The sequence below is a fragment of the Bacillus sp. V3B genome (assembly GCF_024494465.1).
GTDB lineage: Bacteria > Bacillota > Bacilli > Bacillales > Cytobacillaceae > Bacillus_BD.
This window is the reverse complement of the sequence record NZ_JAETXM010000015.1, coordinates 1-16,016: the sequence shown is the minus strand read 5'-3', so window position 1 is coordinate 16,016 and position 16,016 is coordinate 1. Positions and strand designations below refer to the sequence as shown.

Below are 16,016 nucleotides of genomic sequence, written 5' to 3'. Positions count from 1 at the left end.
CTACCTCCCCTTTCGCTGGATTACCCTTACAATCTATTCCTTATAACATCGTACTTCCGCCATTCACACTAATGACTTGCCCTGTAATAAATCCAGCTTTCTCTGTCGCTAAATACCATACAGAATCAGCAATCTCTTCCTCATAGGCCCCTCTGCCTTTTGGAATAATCCCAACATATTTTTCAGCTAATTCTGGATCGCTTTTTCTGATATTTTCTAATGGTTCAGATTCAACTGCAGGGGGTGCGATTGTATTTATGGTAATATCATATTGGGCAAATTCCCTGGCCAAACCAGTTGTTAAAGCATGAACCCCGCCTTTTGCTGCATTGTATGCGGCATGATCCCATAACCCATTTCGGACAGAATCTGCACCGATATTAATGATTCTTCCATGATTTTGTTGAATCATATAAGGAAGAACTTTATGACAAGACCAGACGCAAGTCCATAGATTTCGATCAATGGTTCGTTTCAGTGTTTCTGCATTATGCTCTAAGAATGGGAGGATCACTCCACCACCTGCATTATTAACGAGAATATCTATTTTATCCCATCGCTTTATTGCTTTTTCTGTCATAGCGACTACGTTTTCTTCTTTCGAGAGGTCTCCAACAAAATAGTCAATGTCTGAACCAGTTTGTTTAGCTATTTCCTCTACAGCTTTCTTCGTTCGTTCTTCCTCTGTTCCGGTAATCAGAACTTTTACTCCCTCTTTCGAAAGGGTTAGGGCAACTGCTTTTCCGATACCTCGTGAAGAACCTGTCACGATGGCAACTTTTCCTTTTAAAGAACGGTTATCTGATTGAATGGGCATAACTTATATCGCCTCTTTTCATATGAGTGTACAAAATATATAATGGAAGTTAGATTAATAGTTGAATATCAAAGCATCTATTAGAAACCGTTTACATTACTGGTGTTTTTAATTAACAAGTTTTTAACTTCACTTGTTTTCTTATAGGATCAGTGAATTCGATATAAGTTCATTTGTTTTAATGAACTTATATCGAATTGTTTTCATTTTACTGATTTATGTTAATGACTAGTCTCACTCACTACGGAGAAAGAAACTTTCACATAGTTGAGCAAATTCATCTTTTTTCTCAATTTGTGTCCAATGACCACAGTTGGAAAATACATGTAGCTCCGAATTTGGAAGGAGTTCTAAAAACTTTAAGCTTGTTTCTTTAAAAGGAACAACGATATCGTCCTTTCCATGAATCATTAATACTTGATGATTAATTTTTTTGATTTGTTCCTCTGGCAAGGCTAATTGATTTAATTTTTCTTGACGTGGTTCAGCAAACATTTTTGAAAATGCTTCTTGAAGACCTGGTTGGATGCTTGCTTGATACCGTAACTCTGCTAAATCATCTGTGGCAAAGTCTTGATCATAGGCAAAGATTTCTAAAAGTTTTTTCATATTTTCTACACTTGGCTCATAACCCCATACTTTATCTAATCCATACGTCATTTTAAATGGTAAACCGGCAGCACCCATTAGCACCATCTTATCAACTAAATCCGGTCTTTTATTTGCAATATGTAACGCTAGAGCTCCACCAAGCGAGTTTCCAATAATATGCACTCGGCTTTGACCGATCTCTTCTATAAATTGAATTAAGTGATCCGTCCAGGTATCGACACCGTATTCGATATCTTCGGGTCTTTCTGTATAACCAAAGCCAACAATATCAGGTGCAAACACATGGAAGTTTTCCGATAACTTTGGTATAATTAATCTCCAGTTCGCCCAAGCAGTGACCCCTGGACCTGAGCCGTGTATTAATAGTACAGGTTCACCTTCTCCACTTTCATGATAATGTGTTGAAATCCCATTTACGTCTATATATTTAGAGTTATCCATTTACCTTCACCTCATAGTATGATTTTGTTAAAGCTTCATTGTCTTGCTGTATTTGTTTTTGACTTTACTGTAATCGCATTTAAACTAATTTTTCTAAATGTACAAGCTCATTTAAACTTCAACACCTCTTTACAGATCATTATTTTGATAACATACTAATGTTGTATAGAAAAGATAGAATTGAATATTTTCTATCTCTTTTGCTTAATTAAAGTATATTCTATATTTTCAGAAAAATCTAACAGAAAAAACTTACCGATTTAAGGCTTTTCCCAAAGTTTTTCCTTTGCTAACATTTAATCATAAATGGAGTTAATTTAATAGATGTCAATAGGTAGGAGTGACAAATATGGATACGATTCAGCTAGAAACATTCTTTACAGTTATTAAGCATAAAAATTATACGAAGGCTGCGGAGATTTTACATGTCTCTCAACCGACAGTTTCTTCTAGAATTAAAAATTTAGAAAATGAATTAGATTGTATTTTATTTGAAAAGGATGGAAAGAACTTAGTCCTATCAAAAGAAGGAATCACTTTTGAGGAGTATGCAAGTAGTATCCTTGCGAATATGATCCATTCAAAGGAAGCTACTAGATCTTCTAAATATCAAAAGTTAAAAATTGGTTTTTCGCCTGGCTTCTCCTATTCCTTTATAACAGAAGTCATTACTTCTATTTTATCCATTGATAACCTAGAAGTTTCAATCTTTGAAGGCAAAGATTCTATGCGTCTAACGGAACAAATAGAATCTGGAGAACTTGATCTAGTCTTTACGCGGAATTTTGTTTCACATAAACCCAATATTATTTCCGAACATTTATTTGATGATCAATTAGTTTTGATTTGTGGGGAAAATCATCGGCTAGCTGATTGTGAAACGATTACACCGAATGATTTACAAGGAGAGACACTCATTTGTTACCAGCGACATACTCCCCTTTGGACTGAAGTCGAGCAACAACTGACCGGCATACGAGATATCAAACGAATTGAAATGGGCAATAACGAAATGGTAAAAAGCGTGGTTGAGAGCGGGATAGGTGTAGGAATAACTGCATCACTTGGAATCGATAACCTAAAAGTAAATAATCTACTCGTTAAAAATATTGAAAAAATCAATAAAATACCAAATAAGATTTTTGTTCAATATAAAGAAAATACATTGATTGAACAACATATCAAGAGAATTATTTATTCTATTATTAATCATGAAATAAAAAAATAACTTTCTATCTCTTGCCACTTTTAAGACTTAAAACATCACAAAGAGGAAGCGGCTTATGACTACTTTCCTCTTTGTGATGTCACATTTATCAACTAAACCCTTCCATTCCACTAAATGGGAGCGGGGTTTCATCTCTGTTGTACTGAATACTTATTTTGATAATGTGATAGAGCAAGTAATGGAAAAATATAACGGTAACTATGATAATGTATATAAAAGGCCCCCGCCATTCCTTGACCTTTTGGATAGGTTGTCGTCCAATCGTTACTATCTATATTTTCCAATAAATATTCGATCCCCCTCTTGATTGCTTTTGTTGGTTTTTCAGACGATGCAATCAGGGCATCAACAGCCCATGCTGTATGGGTTAGTGTACTTGTTTTTAATGGAACATACTTTTTTTCTTTATCACTTTTACATGATTCTCCCCAGCCTCCATCACTGTTCTGTATTTCTTTCAACCATGTGACTGCTTTTGAAATGGAGTGATTTACTGGTAGTACGCCAACAGCTTTTAATCCCGTAATCGCTGCCCATGTCCCGTAAATATAACAAATTCCCCATCGTCCATACCATGAACCATTGTGTTCCTGATTTTTAATTAACCACTTGACACCTGCTCTGATGGCTGAATGATTTTTTGAGAGATTCGTATAAGAACCGAGAAATTCTAGTGTTCTTCCGGTTAAGTCTGCAGATGATGGATCCATGATGAGAAATTCTGCACCTTCGATGGGTAACAGTTGCAGCAATCGATTATTCGTATTTTTTTCAAAACTAGGCCATCCTCCATCCGCATTTTGCATCGATAAAACCCAAAGGACCCCTTTTTCCCAAGATTGACGATACTTTGAGTCATTCTGCACATTTCTTGCAATCGATCTCAGTGAAGCGGTTGTGTCATCAATATCTGGTTGAATTGTATTGATGTCTGAGAATCCCCATCCTCCTGGAAACCCAGATGGATTGTGAACAACCCAATCACCGTATTGATAGTGCTGCCGACTGAGTAAATAACCATTAGCCTTTTTCACTACAGGATCTGTTGCTGAAATCCCCACTTCCTGTAAAACAAAATTAATTAAGGATGTATTCCAGACAGTTGCTGTTGTATATTGCATATGAGGCAATCCATCAATTTCACACTTCATTGATTTTAAACCGTTTACTGCTTTTATGATGATCGGGTCATTTTTTGAATATCCAAGGGATAGTAAGGAAAAGATCATCAAAAAGGTGGAGCTAAAATAGCTTAAAAACGTTCCATCTGGTTCTATGCGGGCAAGCATATATTGTTTTGCCTGTTCTGTTGCAAGTTGATGAAGATGACCTGGTAGCCCTATTAAACTTTTGATTCCTTTTTCTAAAAAAGAATGGAGTGAAGGCCATTCTTCAGATTCCCTAAAGTTAAATGACTGATTTATTTGTCCATTATACTTGCCTATGAATAAATCTGATAGATTGGGACTTTTCTCGTTTTTTAAACGGAATTTATGGTCAGCCAGAATCATGATCGGAGTCAGGTTGGCTCTTCCAAATACAGAAAAGTGATAAAAATTCACAGGAAAAGAAGGCGGAAGTAAAATCATTTCAATGGGAAGGAGAATTACATTAGGCCATTTCATCTGGCCCGTCATTGCTAGCATGACTTTTGTTAATAGATGGGCTTTTTCAATTCCCCCGTTCGCTAAGATGAATTGTTTAGCTGCACGTAATCTTTGGTCCTTTTTCGTGTAATATCCTGAATAGAGGAGTGCATAGTAAGCTTCTACTGTAGCTGAAAGGTTTCCCATCGGTTCATCCTCAAAAAGTTTCCATGCCCCATTTTTTTCTTGTTTACGAATAATTCGCTCGGTAAGTTGTTGAATTAAATTTTCCTCATGATTTTCTAATGATCGTAATAAAATGATCATATAACAATCTGTTGATATTCCCGTTTCAAATGGATAGTTCCATGAACCATCGGGAGTTTGATCTTGTCTTAAGACTTCTATCATCCTATTTAGTCCATTCGTAATTTGACTGATCATCATCGTCCCTCTCCCTTATATTTCCTTTACTGATAAATATTCGAATAACAGTAAGAACATTCATCAAGGGGGTGGATTGTCATGTTCTATAAATTCATGAAGCAGAAAAAACTACCACTCTCTGAGTCTCTCATAAAAATAAAGAAGGAGTTGAAGAAAAAAAGCAAAAAACACTTCCATAAAATAGAAGGTTCAGCGGAAGAAAAAATGCTTGTTCAGCAAATTAAAGATCAAACAACGTTATTGAATAAAAATAACGTGACAAGAACAAGAGCGTATCTAGCTTTTTATCATCGTCACCCAGAAATCCATTGGGCTTTTTTAGGACATATGGTCTCTCGTAATGGCGGATGGAATATGACGGATTTAAAAGGTGGGTTACTATCAAGGCTGCTGACACAAAAGGAACGCATTTCATTTTTTGAATTTTTAGAGCGAGGAAATTGGCTGATCTTTCAAGATGCCTTTCCACAGTTTTTGGTCTATGAAGAAAGCATAAAAAGAAGGGAAAACTTATTTTACTTGTTGCCTCATCTACATGTTTCCATTTTTATGGAAACTATTTGGGATCAATTTTGGGAGGAACAAGACTCTTATATCCTTACAGTGGCCTTAATCATTAATGAACAAAGTTATTTAGAATCCAGAGTACTTAAAAACCCTGCTTTCAAAAAAGATGTGTTCAATACATTGGAATTTAAATTACAGGATTTTCTGTCCATGAATCACATTCTCTTTCCCTATTTAATAAATGGCAAGGTACAATTAGTTGGCCAAACTCTGCATCATTTTGAAAGTTTACATGAGCGGATTCTTTTGGGAAAACGTTTGTATAGCATTTTATTTGGTAATCCATATCGATTAAAAATGATGGAAAATTGGGCAAATAATCAGCCCCATTCAGGTTCAAGAAAGGATTACTGGCCACATATTTTTAATGATATAAATGAAAGAGTACCCGGTAAGTCTTTAAAACCAAGGATCAAATCATGCAAAATCGTTCCAGGATCATCACGTATCTATAGTCCTAGACTCGAATTTGCATGGAAAAATAAAGAGCATAAACAGGCAGAAATAACAGACTGGTATCAAGATTGGAAGGTTATTGAGTATTTGATAAATTCTGGAGAAAATGTAGATGGGGAGATTGAAGATGACTATTGCAAAACACTCGAAAGACTTGAATTCGCAGCAATCACCAAAAAAACCATTTCCTTATTGGATTAGAAATGCTTCAAATCTAATTCCCGCTATCCTACTTGCCTCATTACTTGGCACGTATCTTGATCTTTATTTTGTCGGAAAGGGTCTTTATTCCTTTCCTATGAGACCTTTTCCTGAGATATTTTCCATTAATATTACTTTTACATTAGTTGGTCTTCCCCTGCTGATTGGTTTCTTTCTTCTTATCTGCCATAAAGTAACTTTATGGAAAAAAGTAGGGCTTATTCTCGTTCTAAGTCTTTTTATGTCTATTATTGAGAAAAAGGCTGAAGCATGGGGGCTTTTTATTCATCATGAGTCATGGAAGCATATTTATTCATTCATGGGTTATACCCTGTATTTAACGGTCATCTATTCTTTTTACTCTTGGTTAAAGCGGATTAGAAGTTAATTCTCTCATGATGCATCTGGCACTCCTCCCTTTTAAATATTTATCCCCTATTTTTAGTAAAAAGGCAACCAAAAAATCGGTTGCCTCACAAGCTCAATAATAATTCTTTACTAATTCACTCATTACCCAGTTGGTTCTCATGCCTGTCATTCCAGTGCTTGGGCACTGTTCTTTATTTCCGGTTAATTCAGCTACAATGGTTTCGATCAGTGGTTGATGGACATGTTGTGGTGGTTCAAAGCTCCATTGCTCCGTACCACTAGATGTTGTTAAAACAATCGGTTCATTTCCGTATGTAGAAAATGTGATTTTTCCTTTGCTTCCCACTATTTCATTTATATCAACATTCTCAAAAGCTGAAAAACACCAATTACCTACACCGTGAATTCCGGATTCAAATAGATAATTACCTGTAACGATATCTTCCGCATCATAATAGCCTCCTTGGTTGGAAGCAAAACCTTGCACAGACTTAATCGGTCCAAGTAAAAAATCTAACATATCAAGCGTATGACTACCTAAATCAAAAAACAATCCCCCTCCAGCTAAATGAGGTTGAACTCTCCAGGGAAGACTTTGTGCCTCCATTATATCCTCGGATACTTGCTGATACTGGGTAGTCGACACGAAACGAATATCTCCAATTGCCTTATTTTCCATTAACTCTTTTATTTTTAAAAATCGTGGTTGCGCCCTTCGATAGTAGGCTACATATAAAGGAACCCCAGCAACCTCACAAGCATCGATCATTTCTTGGCATTCTGCAACATTACGTGCCATCGGCTTTTCTACATAAACAGGTTTCCGTGCCTTTGCCGCTTTAATTGTATACTCTTTATGTGATCCAGGCGGCGTCGCAATGTAAACGGCATCTACATCGGGATCGTTAATAAGCTTGTCCGCATCATCATACCATTTAGGAACATGGTGTCTTTCCGCATAATCTTTCGCAAGTTCTCCCGTTCGCCGCATAACAGCGGCCAACTCTGAGTTGTCAATTTTTTGAAAGACAGGCCCACTTTTTACTTCTGTTACATCCCCACACCCAATGATACCCCAACGAACTTTTTTCAATTTCATGGTTGTTTCCTCCATTTTTTATTAAACCTACATACTAGTATTACAGTATATACAAAAGAAATCCATGAATTTCTGAAGAATCGAAACATAAAAACGGAGAGCGTTAGTGCCTGTACATCTTTGAAACATTCATTTATCTTATCGTCTGAATGGATAAATTTCCTGGGTAAGCGCAGAAATCGACACATTATCTCACCACTTTATCATAACGCGAAAAGATATTCTCTCCACCCTATCCCTTAGTCCTCATATCTTTCATCAAATATAAATCCCTATGTTCATCAGAACGTATTAAATGCTAACGTTTTTTCTTTTTTTCGATATTGCCAATGGTTTCTTCATTAGTAATACTATATAATCGACTCTTCGGCTCATATATAGTTTGAGAAGGCCAAAGTCCATGATGTCCTGAAAAGATATAACTAATTAGACATGCAACAAAAAAATATTCAATTCCTTTTCCATCAAACAGCTCAACAGCCAAAAGGAAAGCGGCTATGGGAGTATTCGCACCGCCACAAAATACAGCAACTAAACCTAAAGCAGCAAGGAAGGACATAGGTAAATCGATGATGCCATGTATGCTATTGCCTAAAGTTGCCCCCACAAAAAATAGGGGGATAGCCTCTCCACCTACAAAGCCAGTTCCCAAAGTAATGGCTGTAAATACCAGCTTGGCCAGGAAGGCAAAAGGAGGAACATCTTCTTTAAAAGCTTGTTCAAGCATCTCTAAACCACGACCATTATAGTCTTGCGAACCTACGATAAGAGTTAAAGCGACAATGATGATTCCCCCAATAAAGGCTCGTAACATATGGTTCTTCTTCAAATATTTTTCAGAAATCCTTTGTATGCCATGTCTTAATTGACAATATAAAACACTTACAAGACTAAAAATAATAGATACAAGAATCACTTTTGAAAATGAAATGACAGATATATCTGGTGCATTTTCGATAACCATTTTTTCCTCATGTTTAACTCCCCAGGCTGAAATGGTTACATAATGACTAACAAAACTGGCTGCAAGACAGGAGACAAATGCTTCGTATTTCATTTTTCCTAAAGAAACCATCTCCATTCCAAAAATGGCACCAGCAATCGGTGTACCAAAGGCTGCGCCAAACCCAGCACTTATTCCACTCATCAGTAAAATCTTGGTATCGATTATCTTTACTTTAAAATATTGGTTTAATGCTTCCGCTACACTCCCCCCCATTTGGACGGCTGCACCTTCTCTTCCTGTTGACCCACCAAAGAAGACTGTCATAAATGTTGCCAAATAGACGATAGGTCCCATTCTTCGTAGCACCTTGGCTTTACCATGTACCCCTTCTATGACTAAATTATTTCCTTTGGCAGAGTCATTCCCCAAACGTTTACCGAAGTTCATATAGATATAGCCTATGACAATTCCTGCTAAAGGAAGGAAAAATATAAGCCAAAATTTTTTTTCGCGAATCTCTCCAAGAAAATCATTCGTAGTTAAAAGGAAAGCCGTTGTGGAGCCTATGATTACACCAATAAGACCTCCCCAAAATATCCATTTAGATAAAGTTAACATAAATATTTTATAGGTAAGTTTTACGTCCATTCTACTTTCCTCATTTCAAATGATCTGGAGGTTCTACCATATGCTTATTATTTTTAATTTCCGTAAATAGGTTATCTGATGCATTGGATTGAATATCTGTTGTTTGAATAGGTGAATAAGACATGTTTGATTGAATGATGGATATCAGCATTTGAATATCTTCTTTGGTAGCGTATTGCTTTTCGGATTTTAGCAGGTACCCTAATTGACCGTTTGATTCGATCGTAGCCCATTGTAAATCACTGATATTTTGAACACCTTGCTGTCTCAATCGCACTTCCAACATATCGACTGTTAAACGTATTTTTCTTAAGTTTTTTTCATTAACTTCCCCATTTTCGACCACTAAAATCGATTGACCGTAAAAAAATCTTTCGAGGGTGTCAGATTTCAATACGATATACTCAATAAAGAGAAGAGTAAGTACCATTAAAAATGTAATGATCATCGTAATCCAAATATTCCTATCGCCTACTGGCTCAATAATTAATGAACCAACGGAAACCATCATGACTGTCTGAGCAACTGTCAGTTGTGAAATTGATTTTCTTCCAGCTATTCGTAAAATAAGTATCCCACCAATGACAACGACGATAGCTTTCCATATAAAATGTAAATCCAAGTCACAACCTCCATTCCAAAGAGTTCTTCGTCTATCTTCCTTTTCTTTCAATATCTTTAACTGAAACTAATTTATTTATGTAAGATGTACTCAGTATTGAATCATTATAAAAGGTGAGACAATTTCATTTATATCAACATTTTTAAAAATAGAAAAACATCCATTACCTAACCCGTGGATTTCAAATGCAAAGCTATAGTATGCTGTACACCTTTGCGAGATTCATAGTATGATTTCCTGGGTAAGCGCATAAACTAACACATTGATTGACTGAACTTACGATTCATTTTATAAAATATACAATGTGCATTCGTTTTTTTAGCCTTGAATTATAAAAATGAATCGATCTATGGTTTTAGACTAGAACTTACTTTCTTAATATTCCAAAAAAATGCATCAACTCCTTTTGAGAAATGATAGATTGGTTGCACTTTAGTACCATCAATCTTAAAAGGAGTTAGAAGGGTATTCCTACTTATTTCTGCCTCTACTTTTTGTAACGGCCAAGGACGATGATGGATTTCACCGCAAAAGATGTCGCTTCCGTTATTTGAGCTAAAGAGGCAATATCGTTCGGTTAGCCAATGGTCTAGTGTTCCTTCTTTCGGAAAATACACTTCCGATATGGGGGTGTATTTTGCTTGAAATGCAATAGGAGGATTTGTACTCCTTTTACGAATACTTTGGCAATGAAAGGTTTGTTCTTCTTTTTGAAAAGAAATGTCTGCAGGTTGATAAGGTAAATGATACCATCTCTTTGCTATTGTATAGGAGGCCCAGTCACCGACATCAAGAGACATGAAAAAAACACCGGGTTTACCATCATATTGGACATACGTCCTTACGTTAATTTCTGGAAATGTAGGGGTTAGTGATATAGGTGGCAATCCACGAGGATATATTCCCTCCATCACGAATACAACCACTCCCAACCAAGCAGATCGATTATAGGTGTCAATTTCTAAGGTAGAAGGAATATGCGGCCGCAAAAGTTCAAGTGGGATAGGCCAATGCACGAACAAAAAATGGCCCCAATTTTGTCTCATAATCCAATTTTTTGAAGGTAATGGCCAAGGGCGGTGAGCAATATCTCTCATTATATTCATAGAAATAGTCCTTTCTTTTATAAATGTACTTAATGTTGGAGAAAAAATGAAATGTTCATCCTCATTAGCTTGCCCCTATGAAGTTATGGTTATTATTGCCTTGGATAACATAATTATCTTTTTTATAGAAACAATAAAAGTATGAACTGCTAAATTAATGTTGATAGTGGAGAAGTGAATATGTCGAACATTTTATATTACTTATCTTTTATAATGATTTCCATATTATTTATCTTTTTTTTATTTATGCTTATTGGTTGGCGTTGGTTAATGAAACGAATAGTGAAGCAGATGGGAAACATCATTTTAACCGATAGCTATCAAGAAAATATTATGGAGTTGATACCAGGCATTCAGCATATGGGCTTTCAAAATGTGATTGAAAATAGCTTGCGTGCCGAAACAGGCGATGTGCTTCATCGTCCACTTGGTTCTTCAAAGAAATGGCCGCATTTGGATCCGATTACCTTTATCCCTGCACAGACAACACCGTTTCCAATCGATGGTGAAGAAGAAATAGATATTACGGTCACAATTGGGCCAAAAGCAAAAAAACCAATGGAAATTCAAATTCCACTTATGATCAGCGGAATGGCTTACGGAATCGCACTCAGTGAACAAGTGAGGCTTTCTTTGGCGGAAGCAGCAAAAAATGTAGGAACTGCGATTAATTCTGGAGAAGGCGGAGTTCTTCCTGAAGAATTAGACACAGCAGGAAAATATATTTTACAGTTTTCTAAAACAGAATGGTCAAAGGAAGAAGAGAAAATTAAGCGTGCTGACATGATTGAAATTAAGTTTGGACAAGGTGCATTATTCGGAGTGGGTAGCAGGATTTCACCCACTAATTTAACAGGGCGTGCTCGTGAAGTAATGGGACTTAAAGAAAATGAAGAGGCCGTGATTTTTGACAATTTTTTTGAAGATCAAACATTAGAGGATATTAAAGAACTTGTTGAGGAACTTCGGAACATGACAGGTGGTGTTCCCATTGGTGTAAAAATGGGGACAGGTGGAAAAATTGAAGAAGATATTGACCATTTAATTGACTTAGGTGTGGATTATATCGCAATCGACGGTGGCCAAGCAGCCACGCTCGGTGCAGCGCCCATTCTATCTGATGACATGGGAATACCGACATTGTATGCTGTTGTCCGTGCTGTTAACCATTTAGAAAAAAGAAATAAGAAAGAAACAATTAGTTTAATTGTTTCAGGCGGACTTTTAGTACCCGGACATTTTTTAAAAGTACTTGCACTCGGTGCTGATGCTGTTTATGTAGGATCCGCCCTATTATTTACTGTCTCACACACTCAATCATTGAATGCACTTCCATTTGAACCACCTACACAAGCTGTTTGGAATCAAGGAAAATTCAAAGATCAATTTAACATCGAAGACGGAGTAAAATCAGCGGAAAAATTCTTAACGGCAAGTGTAGAAGAAATCAAAATGGCGCTAAGAGCGATGGGGAAACGCTCTTTAAAAGAATTGTCAAAAAAAGATTTAGTATCATACGATGAGCTAACCGCTAAAATGATTGGAATTCCGTTTACATTTGAAGCTTGGGAAGACAAACAAACAGAGAAATAAGCAAATATTTACATAAAACTATCAGTATTCTTTTCGTTATATAATACTTTATCTTCAATTATCATCAAATTTAGATTTTAGAGCAAAGAAAAATGAGGAAATGAAGTTGGAAACTGAACACATAAAAAAACAGTAAATGCGAAAGCGTTTACTGTTTTTTTATGTTTCTTATTTAAAATTCTTAGGATAAATAATGATTAAACTAATTTACTAATTGTTGAATATTCTCCATTAAACTTGATATTTCATTTACGGTTGTAATGATCTCTGAATTTTCTAGTAAAGCGGGATCTAGTTTTCCATTTTCGATATTCGTCAAGTATAAATCAATTCCTTCTTCAAGCTTTACATTAGCGCTAACAATCTGACTATGGATATCTTCTGCGATGGAAGGAGGCTCTAGCGTGTTAAACTGATTGATTTCTTCCTTCATTTTTGTCAGTTCCTCTTCTAACGTTTGCCTCGATTCTTCATTTGTGACAGCATCGTTAGCGAGCTGTGGTACTTCATTGGCGAAAGCGTTTGCGGTATCTATATACTCAGTGGTCGTGTTTGCATACTCCATCGTATCATTCACTTCTCCCAATAATGAACATCCGCTACTAAATAGGATACCCATGATGCCAAACGCAATTAAAATTTTCTTCATTTTTTTCCTCCCTTGAAATAGTTTAGTCCACCTATAAGTATACTGAATAACTTCTACTAATTTCTTCCTCAAGTTTCCACATCAAAAATACTCTCCAATATCCATTTCCATTGCTTTTTCTTTCTGTTTATCTGAAACATGTGTGTATTTTTGTGTTGTGTTTAAATTTGAATGCCCTAGTAATTCTTGAACGGTCCGAATGTCGGTCCCGCCTTGGACTAAATGGGTTGCAAAAGAATGTCGCAGTTTATGACTTGATATTCTCCCCGCCTTCCAACTATCAAATTCATTTTGTTCTATTAGACTACTACGAATTCGTTCCGTAATTTCTTGAATTCTTCTTCTAGAAATACGCTTCCCTCGCCGCGAAATAAAAACGGCTTCTTCCTGTCCTTTCATCGGAAGTTCACGTTCATTTTTTATATAATCCATTAGCAGCTCGTAAAGGTTATGAGGTAAAGGAATGTACCTCGACTTATTTCCTTTTCCTAATACAGAGATCCCTTTTTTCTCTGTATTAATAAAAGACACGTTAAGTTGATGAATTTCGGTCACACGTAAACCAGCAAAAGCCATTAAGCTTAACATGACTTTGTTTCTTAAAATATGTCTCATTTGACTTACATGTTCAATTTCATGAAAAAATAATTTAAGTTCATCCTTTTCTAAATAGGTAGGAAGCGCTCCCTTCCTCTCTTTCGCACTTTCTAGTTCGGCTGCAGGATTACGGCTTACCATTTCGTACGACATTAAACATTTATAAAATGACCGTACAGCCGTTAATCTACGGTTTCTTGTGGTAGCGCCATTTCCTCTCTTTGACTTTAACATATTCATGTATAGAGTGATTTGCATTTTCTTTACGCTATCTAAATCAACTTTATCGCTTTGATTACGTGTAATAAATGATAAAAACATGATGACGTCTCTTATGTAATTTTCAATGGTAAAAGCTGAATAATCTTTATTGTCCATATCTGTTTGAAAAATGGATAATTCTTCGTCATACCAAGAGATAATTAAACTCCTACTTTCTTCCATAATAATCCCCCAATGATTTGATATTTAAGCTTTCTTCTATTATACTATAAAAATCAATTTACCGCACATAAGAGATATTATGCGCGGTTATGCAGTAAAACATGATATAAGAGAATTACTTTTAATAGAATGACAGATTATACGTTAAACATATTTTACGAAATACCCTTAAATAAAGGGTTTTCATGCGATACATTTTCATTATTTTCAAAAGTGTACTATATTTATAAATACATCATTTCATAACTTCATATATACAAAACATCGTTTGCTTATTTTTGAATAACTACTTTTAGGAAAGAAGGATTTTATTTTGAAAACAAATACAAAATTTTATCACAGTATTATATTTATGATCGTAAGTAGTATTGGAGGGTTCCTACTCTCCTTAACCGGACTTGGAATTGGTTGGATGATCGGGACAATTGTGCTCGCTGCATTTCTTTCGTTTCGACAACCTGTTTGGTTAAAAATCACAACAGAATCAAATGGTCTCCCCTCCTATTGGTTAAAAATAGGACAATGGCTTTTAGCGATTGAGCTAGGACGACAAATGAATTTATCTGTTTTAGAAACTTTTAGTGATCACTGGCTGACCATTACAATTATGCTTTTCTTATCGATTATTTTTTCCCTTCTTTCTGGAGTGGTGCTATGGAAATGTAGTCGCACAGATATGCTAACAAGCTTTTTCGCTACTGCTCCTGGAGGGATTGCAACAATGCCTGGTATTGCTGAAGAAGTCGGAGCAAATACGGCAACCGTTAGTATTGTTCAAACTTTACGTGTTTTTCTTGTTGTCCTAACGATCCCGATCATTGCTTCTTCTTGGCTTATTTCTTCAGTTGATCAAGTAGTGACAAGCCTTCCTTCTACTTCTGAGAATTCTGAATTCCAATGGAGTCAGCTTCTTGGAACCGTTGTTTTGGGATTAACAGCATGGGGAGGGTATTATGTAGGGAAATTGTTGAAATTTCCAGCTCCGATACTTGTCGGTGGAATGGTTTGTGTGGCTTTTGTACAAAGTTTCACTTCTTTTTTTATTGGTTCAGATCTTGTCGTTTGGTGGCCTCACAGCATCATGATACTATCTCAAATCTGTATTGCCGCTAGTATTGGTTCAAGATTTCAAAGAAGTATGTTTATCGGAATTAAAAAAACAGTAGTGGTTGCTTTCTTAAGCACGATTGCTCTCATCCTAGCGATGTTTGGATGTGCTTATCTTGTTTCAGAAACAACAGGAATTTCGCTCGTAACCTCTGTCTTGGCTTTTGCACCTGGAGGGGTTGCAGAAATGGCCACTACAGCAGTTGTCCTCAATGCCGATTCTACTTTTGTTGTAACCGTACAAGTACTTCGCATCGTCGTTGTTATTCTTGTGTTACCACCATTTTTTAGACTGCTAAATCGTTGGGAATTACGGAAACGTACGCATTCTGATGTGTCAGCATAAAAAATAGGTATCCTAATAATCGGTAGTTCTAATACTGTAAAGAAAAGTTAAAACAACTATAAAAATACTATGTTAAATCACAACATATTTAACATATGAAATAATAGTATATTTTCACGAAAAAACGCTTGGTTT

14 protein-coding genes are annotated in these 16,016 nt (G+C 36.0%); 5 read left to right on the top strand and 9 right to left on the bottom strand.

What is annotated here, in order from left to right; translation table 11 throughout:
- Positions 1 to 40 precede the first annotated feature (40 nt).
- Together JMM81_RS15575 and JMM81_RS15570 are read right to left on the bottom strand one after the other, a co-directional pair.
- The gene (locus JMM81_RS15575) at positions 41 to 817 is read right to left on the bottom strand and encodes an SDR family NAD(P)-dependent oxidoreductase (protein WP_256242482.1); all 777 of its coding nucleotides are present in this window, start codon (positions 815 to 817) and stop codon (positions 41 to 43) included.
- Between the two features lie 234 nt (positions 818 to 1,051).
- The gene (locus tag JMM81_RS15570; protein ID WP_256242481.1) at positions 1,052 to 1,870 is read right to left on the bottom strand and encodes an alpha/beta fold hydrolase; all 819 of its coding nucleotides are present in this window, start codon (positions 1,868 to 1,870) and stop codon (positions 1,052 to 1,054) included.
- A 349-nt stretch (positions 1,871 to 2,219) separates the two neighbouring features.
- Here JMM81_RS15570 and JMM81_RS15565 point away from each other — a divergent pair, with 349 nt between their 5' ends.
- The gene (locus tag JMM81_RS15565; RefSeq protein WP_256242480.1) at positions 2,220 to 3,098 is read left to right on the top strand and encodes a LysR family transcriptional regulator; all 879 of its coding nucleotides are present in this window, start codon (positions 2,220 to 2,222) and stop codon (positions 3,096 to 3,098) included.
- A 128-nt stretch (positions 3,099 to 3,226) separates the two neighbouring features.
- Here JMM81_RS15565 and shc read toward each other — a convergent pair whose 3' ends face one another.
- Positions 3,227 to 5,128 carry a squalene--hopene cyclase gene (shc, locus tag JMM81_RS15560; protein WP_256242554.1) on the bottom strand — a complete coding sequence of 634 codons (1,902 nt, stop codon included), beginning with the start codon at positions 5,126 to 5,128 and terminating at the stop codon, positions 3,227 to 3,229.
- An 81-nt stretch (positions 5,129 to 5,209) separates the two neighbouring features.
- On the opposite strand from shc, the gene JMM81_RS15555 reads away from it, so the two are divergent.
- Entirely contained in the window at positions 5,210 to 6,355 is a 1,146-nt protein-coding gene (locus JMM81_RS15555) for a DUF2515 domain-containing protein (protein WP_256242479.1), read from the top strand.
- Positions 6,282 to 6,743 (top strand): CBO0543 family protein, encoded by a 462-nt coding sequence (locus JMM81_RS15550; RefSeq protein ID WP_256242478.1) that lies wholly within the window; start codon positions 6,282 to 6,284, stop codon positions 6,741 to 6,743. The genes JMM81_RS15555 and JMM81_RS15550 overlap by 74 nt, the downstream gene beginning before the upstream one ends.
- A gap of 93 nt (positions 6,744 to 6,836) precedes the next feature.
- Here the strand turns inward: JMM81_RS15550 and JMM81_RS15545 are convergent, their stop codons facing one another.
- From JMM81_RS15545 to JMM81_RS15530, 4 genes are all read right to left on the bottom strand, one after another.
- Positions 6,837 to 7,823, bottom strand: coding sequence for a Gfo/Idh/MocA family protein (locus JMM81_RS15545; RefSeq protein WP_256242477.1), 987 nt, complete (start codon positions 7,821 to 7,823; stop codon positions 6,837 to 6,839).
- Positions 7,824 to 8,121: 298 nt separating this feature from the next.
- A complete protein-coding gene (locus JMM81_RS15540) occupies positions 8,122 to 9,417 on the bottom strand; it encodes a voltage-gated chloride channel family protein (RefSeq protein WP_256242476.1) in 1,296 nt (431 codons plus the stop codon).
- Positions 9,418 to 9,427: 10 nt separating this feature from the next.
- Positions 9,428 to 10,039: a DUF421 domain-containing protein gene (locus JMM81_RS15535; RefSeq protein ID WP_256242475.1), complete on the bottom strand. Its 612-nt coding sequence runs from the start codon at positions 10,037 to 10,039 to the stop codon at positions 9,428 to 9,430.
- 347 nt (positions 10,040 to 10,386) lie between these two features.
- Positions 10,387 to 11,145, bottom strand: a complete 759-nt coding sequence (locus tag JMM81_RS15530; protein ID WP_256242474.1) for a YqjF family protein — start codon at positions 11,143 to 11,145, stop codon at positions 10,387 to 10,389.
- Between the two features lie 180 nt (positions 11,146 to 11,325).
- Between JMM81_RS15530 and JMM81_RS15525 the strand changes: the two genes are divergently transcribed.
- A complete protein-coding gene (locus JMM81_RS15525) occupies positions 11,326 to 12,738 on the top strand; it encodes an FMN-binding glutamate synthase family protein (protein WP_256242473.1) in 1,413 nt (470 codons plus the stop codon).
- Positions 12,739 to 12,940: 202 nt separating this feature from the next.
- Here the strand turns inward: JMM81_RS15525 and JMM81_RS15520 are convergent, their stop codons facing one another.
- Together JMM81_RS15520 and JMM81_RS15515 are read right to left on the bottom strand one after the other, a co-directional pair.
- Positions 12,941 to 13,387, bottom strand: coding sequence for a DUF6376 family protein (locus tag JMM81_RS15520; RefSeq protein ID WP_256242472.1), 447 nt, complete (start codon positions 13,385 to 13,387; stop codon positions 12,941 to 12,943).
- A gap of 81 nt (positions 13,388 to 13,468) precedes the next feature.
- On the bottom strand, positions 13,469 to 14,428 hold the full coding sequence (locus JMM81_RS15515) for a tyrosine-type recombinase/integrase (protein WP_256242471.1): 960 nt from the start codon (positions 14,426 to 14,428) through the stop codon (positions 13,469 to 13,471).
- Positions 14,429 to 14,741: 313 nt separating this feature from the next.
- Between JMM81_RS15515 and JMM81_RS15510 the strand changes: the two genes are divergently transcribed.
- Entirely contained in the window at positions 14,742 to 15,881 is a 1,140-nt protein-coding gene (locus JMM81_RS15510) for an AbrB family transcriptional regulator (RefSeq protein WP_375162400.1), read from the top strand.
- Positions 15,882 to 16,016 lie beyond the last annotated feature (135 nt).